Annotated in this window: 1 rRNA gene; it reads right to left on the reverse strand. The window is 54.8% G+C overall.

Features of this window, described 5'->3' with window-relative positions:
- Nucleotides 1–5: 5 nt before the first annotated feature.
- Nucleotides 6–2931: ribosomal RNA gene (locus tag CS060_RS13805) — 23S ribosomal RNA — on the reverse strand.
- Nucleotides 2932–2944 lie beyond the last annotated feature (13 nt).

Genomic DNA, 2944 nt, shown 5'->3' on the forward strand with positions numbered 1-2944 from the left:
TGTGTTTAGTTAAGTCCTCGATCGATTAGTATCCGTCAGCTACACGTGTCGCCACGCTTCCACCTCGGACCTATCTACCTTGTCATCTTCAAGGGATCTTACTCGCTTGACGCGATGGGAAATCTCATCTTGAGGGGGGCTTCACGCTTAGATGCTTTCAGCGCTTATCCCTTCCGCACATAGCTACCCAGCTGTGCCCCTGGCGGGACAACTGGTACACCAGCGGTGCGTCCATCCCGGTCCTCTCGTACTAAGGACAGCTCCTCTCAAATTTCCTACGCCCGCGACGGATAGGGACCGAACTGTCTCACGACGTTCTGAACCCAGCTCGCGTACCGCTTTAATGGGCGAACAGCCCAACCCTTGGGACCGACTACAGCCCCAGGATGCGATGAGCCGACATCGAGGTGCCAAACCTCCCCGTCGATGTGGACTCTTGGGGGAGATAAGCCTGTTATCCCCGGGGTAGCTTTTATCCGTTGAGCGATGGCCCTTCCATTCGGAACCACCGGATCACTAAGCCCGACTTTCGTCCCTGCTCGACTTGTAGGTCTCGCAGTCAAGCTCCCTTCTGCCTTTACACTCTTCGAATGATTTCCAACCATTCTGAGGGAACCTTTGGGCGCCTCCGTTACGCTTTGGGAGGCGACCGCCCCAGTCAAACTGCCCACCTGACACTGTCTCCCACCCCGATCAGGGGTGCGGGTTAGAATCTCAGTACGACAAGGGTGGTATCCCAACGGCGACTCCACCTAGACTGGCGTCCAGGCTTCTCAGTCTCCCACCTATGCTGTACATGTCGCACCAACATTCAATATCAGGCTGCAGTAAAGCTCCACGGGGTCTTTCCGTCCTGTCGCGGGTAACCTGCATCTTCACAGGTACTATGATTTCACCGGGTCTCTCGTTGAGACAGTGCCCAAGTCGTTACACCTTTCGTGCGGGTCGGAACTTACCCGACAAGGAATTTCGCTACCTTAGGACCGTTATAGTTACGGCCGCCGTTTACTGGGGCTTCGGTTCGCACCTTCGCTTGCGCTAAGCGCTCCCCTTAACCTTCCAGCACCGGGCAGGTGTCAGCCCCTATACTTCGCCTTACGGCTTCGCAGAGACCTGTGTTTTTGATAAACAGTCGCTTGGGCCTTTTCACTGCGGCTCCCCTGGGCTTTTCACCCGAGGGAGCACCCCTTCTCCCGAAGTTACGGGGTCATTTTGCCGAGTTCCTTAACGAGAGTTCTCCCGCGCACCTTAGGATTCTCTCCTCGCCTACCTGTGTCGGTTTGCGGTACGGGCACCTCTCACCTCGCTAGAGGCTTTTCTTGGCAGTGTGGAATCAGGCACTTCGGTACTACATTTCCCTCGCCATCACAGCTCAGCCTACTCAAGCGGATTTGCCTACTTGAGGCGCCTAACTGCTTGGACGCGCACAACCAGTCGCGCGCTGACCCTATCCTCCTGCGTCCCCCCATTGCTCAAACGGTGAGGAGGTGGTACAGGAATATCAACCTGTTGTCCATCGCCTACGCCTTTCGGCCTCGGCTTAGGTCCCGACTAACCCTGAGCGGACGAGCCTTCCTCAGGAAACCTTAGGCTTTCGGTGCAGAGGATTCTCACCTCTGTTTTCGCTACTCACACCGGCATTCTCACTTCTAAGCGCTCCACTAGTCCTTCCGGTCTAGCTTCGACGCCCTTAGAACGCTCCCCTACCGACGACGTAAGTCGTCCCACAGCTTCGGTGGTACGTTTAGCCCCGGTACATTTTCGGCGCAGAGTCACTCGACCAGTGAGCTATTACGCACTCTTTAAATGGTGGCTGCTTCTAAGCCAACATCCTGGTTGTCTAAGCAACTCCACATCCTTTTCCACTTAACGTACACTTTGGGACCTTAGCTGGTGATCTGGGCTGTTTCCCTCTTGACCACGGATCTTATCACTCGTAGTCTGACTCCCGAGTATAAGTCATTGGCATTCGGAGTTTGACTGAGTTCGGTAACCCGATGAGGGCCCCTAGCCCAATCAGTGCTCTACCTCCAAGACTCTCAACTCGAGGCTAGCCCTAAAGCTATTTCGGGGAGAACCAGCTATCTCCAAGTTCGATTGGCATTTCACCCCTACCCACACCTCATCCCCGCACTTTTCAACGTGCGTGGGTTCGGGCCTCCAGTAGGTATTACCCTACCTTCACCCTGGACATGGGTAGATCACCTGGTTTCGGGTCTACGACCTCGTACTATACGCCCTATTCAGACTCGCTTTCGCTACGGCTCCGTCTTTTCGACTTAACCTCGCACGAGATCGTAACTCGCCGGTTCATTCTACAAAAGGCACGCCATCACCCATAAACGGGCTCTGACTACTTGTAGGCACACGGTTTCAGGTTCTCTTTCACTCCCCTCCCGGGGTGCTTTTCACCTTTCCCTCACGGTACTGGTTCACTATCGGTCACTAGGGAGTATTTAGCCTTGGGAGATGGTCCTCCCTGCTTCCGACGGGATTCCTCGTGTCCCGCCGTACTCAGGATCCACTCAGGAGGGAACGAAGTTTCGACTACAGGGCTGTTACCTCCTCTGGCGGGCCTTTCCAGACCGCTTCATCTACTCCGTTCCTTTGTCACTCCGTATTGAGTGTCCTACAACCCCAAGAGGCAAGCCTCTTGGTTTGGGCTGTTCCCGTTTCGCTCGCCGCTACTCAGGGAATCGCTTTTGCTTTCTTCTCCTCCGGGTACTTAGATGTTTCAGTTCCCCGGGTATGCCCTCCATACGCTATGGATTCACGTATGGATACTGCCCCATTACGGACAGTGGGTTCCCCCATTCGGAAATCTCCGGATCAACGCTTACTTACAGCTCCCCGAAGCATATCGGTGTTTGTCCCGTCCTTCATCGGCTCCTAGTGCCAAGGCATCCACCGTGCGCCCTTTCTAACTTAACTAAACACACTTTAT

It is taken from the genome of Anoxybacillus flavithermus (assembly GCF_002742685.1).
In the GTDB taxonomy this organism is placed as follows: domain Bacteria; phylum Bacillota; class Bacilli; order Bacillales; family Anoxybacillaceae; genus Anoxybacillus; species Anoxybacillus flavithermus_E.